6 protein-coding genes, 1 pseudogene and 1 other annotated feature are annotated in these 6,762 nt (G+C 41.1%); of the genes and pseudogenes, 4 read left to right on the plus strand and 3 right to left on the minus strand.

The features are described from left to right. Positions 1-239: 239 nt before the first annotated feature. The 4 genes from D7Y06_RS23255 (at position 240) to D7Y06_RS23275 (ending at position 2,839) form a co-directional block, all read left to right on the plus strand. Complete coding sequence (locus D7Y06_RS23255; RefSeq protein WP_120409917.1) at positions 240-470, plus strand: helix-turn-helix domain-containing protein; 231 nt, start codon at positions 240-242, stop codon at positions 468-470. Between the two features lie 449 nt (positions 471-919). Beyond that, positions 920-1,225: a hypothetical protein gene (locus tag D7Y06_RS23265; protein ID WP_243119477.1), complete on the plus strand. Its 306-nt coding sequence runs from the start codon at positions 920-922 to the stop codon at positions 1,223-1,225. A gap of 64 nt (positions 1,226-1,289) precedes the next feature. Next, entirely contained in the window at positions 1,290-1,730 is a 441-nt protein-coding gene (gene tnpA / locus D7Y06_RS23270; RefSeq protein WP_120409921.1) for an IS200/IS605 family transposase, read from the plus strand. Between the two features lie 77 nt (positions 1,731-1,807). Then, entirely contained in the window at positions 1,808-2,839 is a 1,032-nt protein-coding gene (locus tag D7Y06_RS23275; RefSeq protein WP_243119478.1) for a plasmid recombination protein, read from the plus strand. Positions 2,840-3,056: 217 nt separating this feature from the next. On the opposite strand, the gene D7Y06_RS23280 is transcribed toward D7Y06_RS23275, so the two are convergent. From D7Y06_RS23280 to D7Y06_RS23290, 3 genes and pseudogenes are all read right to left on the minus strand, one after another. Further along, a complete protein-coding gene (locus D7Y06_RS23280) occupies positions 3,057-4,766 on the minus strand; it encodes a proline--tRNA ligase (RefSeq protein WP_120409919.1) in 1,710 nt (569 codons plus the stop codon). Positions 4,767-4,825: 59 nt separating this feature from the next. Then, positions 4,826-5,062, minus strand: a binding site (T-box leader). A gap of 130 nt (positions 5,063-5,192) precedes the next feature. Further along, positions 5,193-5,428: pseudogene (locus D7Y06_RS23285) on the minus strand (DUF6061 family protein). A gap of 276 nt (positions 5,429-5,704) precedes the next feature. Continuing rightward, complete coding sequence (locus D7Y06_RS23290) at positions 5,705-6,424, minus strand: MBL fold metallo-hydrolase (protein WP_016304739.1); 720 nt, start codon at positions 6,422-6,424, stop codon at positions 5,705-5,707. Positions 6,425-6,762: the final 338 nt, after the last annotated feature.

Here is a 6,762-nt window from a genome sequence, read left to right on the forward strand (position 1 = left end):
TAAGAAAGGTGGTGATGCCAACTTCTTTACATTCTACAATATAACCACTATATGAAAAAACAGCTGATAGCACCAAGGGGGAAGTCCGCCCTTTTTTAGTGTATTTTTATCATTCCTATCATCTATTATTGTTGGTTCAATGGCTTAATCCTGTTGTAATGTCATACCACTACTAAGTTGTTAACATTGGTAAGCATACTATAAAAATTGCATATTGCAATTTAAGAGGAGGAGAATGAATGACAGAAATGAAAATCGCCCTTTCGATTGAGGAGGTAGCAGAATGTACGGGCATCGGTCGGAACACATGGAGGGAACTGGTGAAGCAGAATAAACTTCCCGTATTGAAGGTGGGGAGAAAGGTACTTATCAAAAAGGATACTCTGGAAATGTTTATGGATGCCAATGAGGGAAGGGATCTGAGGATCGGGGACAACGTCAAAGCAGTCACAAGAAAATCGGCTGTATAAAGGGCAGGCACATGGTGCAGTGAACTTAAAAAATGCAATCATTTTTGAAAAGAGAACTTAAAAAATACATTCACTTTTGAAAAATGAACTCAAAAAGTAAGTTCACTGAAAAACTGTGTGATATATGTTCCATCAAAAATGAACTTAAAAAGTGCAATCACTTTGAACAAAGTCAGTTGACCGCCGGAAACAGCAGAAATGAAAACCAGCATAATCAGTATATCAGGGACAGATAAGGATAACAAAGACGGGCAGAAATAATAAGACCGCTGATAAAAAAGTATAAAACAGCCGGAAAATTGTTTCCAGTATGCAGGAGATACATTTCACTGGATACCCTCGGAGAGCCCCCGCAGTATTGGCTTGCCAATACTGCTAGGGGGTTATCATCTATGGCGGAGCCAAGATGATAACCGCACTGCTCCAATATGGAATCAAGGAGGAAGGACATGGGAGAAATCTCTTTCAGCAACCACATCAGCAACAAGAAAAGCGCAATCAACAGCAAGGCAAAACTTGCAGGGGTTGCAAAACACAATCTGAGGAAGTACCGTTCGCAGGATTACAGCAGGGATAACATCACACTTCTTTATGGGACAACGAACCTCATGCAGGATGTGAAAAATGTTTACCGCAAAGAGTTTGACGCCGCCCTGCAAGAATACAATACAAAGCAGACAAGACCGGAAAGACGGATTGACGATTATTGTCTGTATAATGGGGTTAAAACCCTCGCCTTAAGGCGAAACCTTTAGGTCAACCCCATCCCCCAAGTTTAGGATGAAGAAAAACAGAAATACTAAACTTGAGGTGATGAATATGGAAAATTATAGGAAATCGGCCCATTGCACATATGATATCAAATACCATCTGGTGTGGATAACAAAGTACAGGAAACCTGTGATAACAGGACAGATTGCTCTGCGGACGAGGGAACTCATCCGTATCATCTGCCAAAGCAATGAAGTAGAGATTTTGGCAGGGCATGTTGGGAGTGACCATATACATTTGTTGGTGTCGGTGCCGCCGCATCTGTCTGCGAGTAAGCTGGTACAGTATATAAAGGGAAATACATCAAGAAAACTGCAAATGGAATACAAAGAACTGAATAAACAGTTTTGGGGCCAGCATCTATGGGCAAGGGGATATTTTGTGGCCAGCAGCGGAAACGTGACAGATGAAATAATCAAAGAGTATATCAAGAACCAGGATCTACAGGAGCGAAGTAACTCTGACAACTTTGAAATTGGAGAAAGGTAGTAGTAAAAACAAGAGTTGAAATGCGCTCCCTTTAGGCTGCTTTAGCAGCCCACCGAACCTACCGGCTTTAGCCGGTAGTGGTTCAGTTTGAACATGTATCCAAAACGGAACAGGACATGGCAGTGGAAGTCATCATACAATGCGGCGATAAGAAATTTTGGGAACAGAATAGCGATGACAGGATATTTATGAAGCAGGTCTATAAGCAGCTCCTTTTAAAACTGCAGGAATATCTGCCGGATTTTAAGATTGCCAATGCGGTGATCCACTTTGATGAGGCAAGCCCGCACATGCACGTTGTAGGTGTTCCGGTAGGGAGGGGATTTAAGCGTGGATTGTCAACAAAAGTGTCAAAACGATCCGTATTCACGCCCCAAGTCCTGTCGGAAGTTTTGCAGGATAAAATGCGGGCGGATGCCAACTACTACATGAAAGCCATATTCCAGCAGGAAGTACGGGAAAAGAAAAAGGGAAAAAACCATGACCTGACGGTTGCGGAATACAAAGTTGCAAAAGAGGAAGAAAAGATTGAAAAGCTATCAACGGATAAAATAGGATTGGAGGCTGACATTCTCGTCCTGAACCATAAAAAGTCCACCTCGCAGAAGAAATTGGACGAATTGGACGGGGAGATTGAAAGTTCCAATATCTTCCTAAAAGCACTCCGGCAGATAAAACAGTTTATACAGTCATATCTTCCTTTTGCGCCGCTGATTGAGGAATTTGCGAACCATGTGGAACGAGGGGCGGATATAGAGGCAGGAAACAGTTTTCGTGGCTTGCTGACCGCACTTGGAGAACTGCTGAATTCATTTAAGGAGATCATAAAAGACGGGTTATGCTGGTTCCCACGCCTTATGCGGTGGCAGACCTCAAAAGGTGAAGTTTCCCCTGTGTTTGAAGATAACAGGAATGAAGGCTATTACTACCGGCTGAAATCCTATATGGATATCCATACAAGGCAGGAATACCCAAAGGAACTGATACAGCCGGAAATCAAGCCGGAAAACCGTACTGGCACAATAGAACAGTTAGCGCAGAATGTGGAGGCTGTCGAAAAGCAGGTACAGTTTATGGATATAAAAATAGGCAAGAATCATATGTACTAAATTTAACAAATATAAAGCAACGGACATGGACAAAATCTTGTAATGCACAAAAGGACACTTTCGTTTTTGAAAATGTCCTTTTGCATATACAATTATTCAAATACTTTTACTTTAGATGTAAGCCTTATTCTGTCCTGCAATCCCAACTAATTTGTCACTGTATCATGTGTGGCGTCACAAACGTTGGCGTTTGAAATTACTTTCTAAATAAATAGAATTATTTTGCCGCTGACAAAATTTTCATTATTTCTTCTACTGCCGAAGTCATAGAAACATTTATAGATAAACTCTTATCTCTCGAAACAATTTCAATGACTTTTTGCTTTATATTTCGGGGACTGACAATTACTCTGAATGGTACACCAATGAGGTCAGCATCCGAGAACATTACACCAGCACTAACCCTGCGGTCATCATAAATGACTTCCACACCTTTATTTTTCAGTTCTTCATACAACTTGTCGGCATAATCCTGAACCTCAGCATCATCAGCACGAAGAGCACAAAGGTGTACCTGCCACGGTGCAACCGTCAAAGGCCATATGGGACCGTAATCATCATGATGAGCCTCACAGATGGAAGCGGCAAGTCTGCCAACACCGATACCATAACATCCCATAACCGGATACTGCGCTTCTTCATTAGTGTCAATATAGGTCATATTCATGGATTTGGTGTACTTGGTTCCGAGCTGGAAAATATTGCCCACCTCAATGCCGCGGGATACTGTAATCGCAGGTTTACCACAATGCGGACAAATACCGCCTTCCTGTATTTTAGCAAAATCATGGTACTCTGCACCCTCTATATCACGTTTCATATCCAGTCCGGTATAGTGATACTCGTAAACATTTGCACCACAGGAAAGATTGTTCATTCCCTTAAGGGAACGGTCATACAGAACAGTGAAATTGCCGCTTAGATTAACAGGTCCGATATATCCGGCGTTAAGTCCGCTTTCTTCGGTGATAATTGCCGGATGGATGTCACAACCCAAATAATTTGTGAGTTTGGTTTCATTCACCTCAAGATCTCCACGGATAAACAGTACAATATAATGGTCATCCAAATTACGCTGATAAACAACCGCCTTGCAGGAAGTCTTTTCATCACAATGCAGGAACTCACAAACATCCTCAATGGTATAAATGCTCGGAGTGTGTACCAAAACAAGTTCCTGTGAGGCATCACTTCTTTCGCTATGGATAATACACTCTGCCGCCTCCATATTCGCGCGGTAATCACATTCTGTACAGATAGCGATAGAATCTTCCCCAATAGGAGTGAGTAGCATAAATTCATGGGAAATATTACCGCCCATCATACCGGAATCGGAAGCGACCGAAATAACCTCCGGCAGTCCTACTTTTGCATAGATGCGCTCATAAGCCTTATGGCACTTGTCGTAATAATCTTCTAAATCTGCCTGACTGGTATGGAAAGAGTAGGCATCTTTCATTGTAAATTCACGAACACGAATCAGTCCCGCTCTCGGTCTTGCTTCATCGCGGAACTTAGTCTGTATCTGATATATCATAAAAGGATATTTCATATAGCTCTGTCCGTAATCACGCACAAGATGAACGGCTGCTTCTTCATGGGTCATACCAAGCACAAGAGGACTTCCACTGCGGTCATGGAAGCGAGCCATTTCTTTACCAATGCTCTCGTATCTACCAGATTCCTGCCAGATAGAAGCCGGCATAACGACAGGAAACTGAACTTCCTGCCCGTCAATAGCATCCATTTCTTCACGGATAACCTGCTCTATCTTCCGTGTAATTCTTTTCAGCGGCATATAAGATGAAAAAATACCGTTTGCTACATACTTCATATAGCCGCCGCGCACCATCAGAGCATGACTGTCAATGTTACAGTCTGATGGTCTTTCCCGAAAACGATCTCCAACAAGTTTCGCCAGTTTCATAAAGGATACCTCCGTATTTTGTTTTTGAACACAAAAAGCCCTAAGCCGACATTACATCAGCTTAGGGCGAACTATAAACAAGTCCGTGGTACCACCTAAATTCGGAACAATCCGCACTCTCTGGCACAAGAGAAAATCTGATGCCATATCTCTGTAACGGGAGAACCCGGCAAGGCTTACTGTTATTTCAGCTTACAGCTCAAAGATGGGTTGGGCATCTTTTCAATAAAGGCTCGCACCGACCGCCTTCTCTCTGAAAATCCGAGATGCTTACTATTTCTTATCATAGCTTTTGTGTTCAATTTTAATTTATACCACAAAAAATAACGGCTGTCAAGAGTTCGTCTATCATTCCTATAATCAAATATTTCAGATAAAGAAGAACTTTTTGATTAACTAACCTTGCGTTATCAAGGAAACGTATTATCATAGTTCTAATGAATCTTCCGCATCTACCCATATCTGCATACAGCCATCAAGATATAACCTTGCATATTCAAGTGGTTTATCTATTGCTAAAGCATTTAAAGCACATTCAGAGCATGGTGTTGTTTTCAATCCTTCTTCCGCTTTTCCGCAGTCTATCCTCAAAAAGTAGCCAGCATAAGTATATATGTCAATACTGTTAGCATTGGTTTGTATGTTGCATAAATAATATTCATTTTTATCTGTCCTCTTTCTTTAAAAATATAGAAAGCATTTCAATCAGTTCACCATACCTGTTCATTTTGTGTTATAATGTTTTATGTGATTTTGTTTCCCTCATTTTTTCCCTTATTAGGGTACATAATGTCCTGTGGGAAGATATAACACAAGGGAAACTTTAAGAGAAAGTTCACCTGCGATAAACTTAGTGTTTTCAAGGGTTAGCGGAGATTTTAATAATAAAATATAACAGCTAATGCTTCCCTTAAAAATCATCAAATCACAATCGGGAGTTAGTGAATCGGTAATAATTCCATATTTTTTGCCCGCTTTAGATTTATTTTAAGGTCGTCATATCCAAACGGCTTGCCATGTCCCGGATATATTAGATTTGGTCTAAGTGCGATGATTGTTTCCCAAGATTTTAGGAAATCCGTTTTATCCTCCGCCCAAATAGTTATTCTGTGTAAACTTGGCAATCCGTTCATAGCAGCGTCGCCGCAGAATAGAGAACCGTCATTAGTTAAAAGAGATATGGAATCGGCGGTGTGACCGGGAGTATCAATGATTTTTCCTTGCAATAAAAGTTCCACTTGCTTACGGTTTTGTTCGGTCACTTGAATACATCTACATGAATATTCTTGCGTTATTGGAGGAAACAAATGCTTGCCCTTGCCAACAAATTTCATTAAGAAACAAAAGAGCAAGGCAATCTTGGTTGTGCAACCGCCATGAAAAGAGTTTTGCCCTTTATATAATCTTTCTAACGCCTTGTCACTCATAACGATTTGAATGTCAGAGCATTCCGAGAGTATTTCATTCAAATAGCCTGCATGGTCATCGTGAGCGTGTGTCAGAAAAATATATCGTATCTGTTGAGGGGCTATTTGCATCTTTGCCAGTTGCTTTTTGAAATGTGCAAATCCTCTTTCATACCCTGTATCAATCAGTACATAGCCGTTGTCAATAGGATATATCCAATTATTTACTATCCTGCTTCCTGCATTGAGCATAGATGTTCTCTCTTTTCATTTATTTTCATCGGCGTCAACTTTCAATTTACTGTTCTGTATTTTCCCATTATACCACAATTCCGAGAGCGTGGAAATAGCGAGTTTTCCGGGCTGATTTCCTACCTCTTGGATATACGGCACAGGCAATCAAAAAAGTATACACTTGAGATAGTTCATCGATGGACAATCCTCTTGAAAACTAAATGACCGTCTGAAAAGGAATACCCCGGCTGGGGAAGTGTGCTGTGACCCCGCTTCTGGACACCGTGGTGTTAGTATATAAGTGTGGACAGAAAAAGTTGAACAACCTATACTATCAAGTGAAAGAGCAAAGGAGA

Origin of the sequence: Roseburia sp. 1XD42-69, from assembly GCF_003612565.1 — a bacterium.
Taxonomy (GTDB): Bacteria; Bacillota; Clostridia; order Lachnospirales; family Lachnospiraceae; genus Roseburia_B.

Bases quoted from the DNA above. Each gene is read 5' to 3' on its own strand.
- D7Y06_RS23265 (WP_243119477.1), top strand. From the start codon at position 920: ATGGGAGAAATCTCTTTCAGCAACCACATCAGCAACAAGAAAAGCGCA.
- D7Y06_RS23280 (WP_120409919.1), bottom strand. From the start codon at position 4,766: ATGAAACTGGCGAAACTTGTTGGAGATCGTTTTCGGGAAAGACCATCA.
- D7Y06_RS23290 (WP_016304739.1), bottom strand. From the start codon at position 6,424: ATGCTCAATGCAGGAAGCAGGATAGTAAATAATTGGATATATCCTATT.
- D7Y06_RS23255 (WP_120409917.1), top strand. From the start codon at position 240: ATGACAGAAATGAAAATCGCCCTTTCGATTGAGGAGGTAGCAGAATGT.
- tnpA (WP_120409921.1), top strand. From the start codon at position 1,290: ATGGAAAATTATAGGAAATCGGCCCATTGCACATATGATATCAAATAC.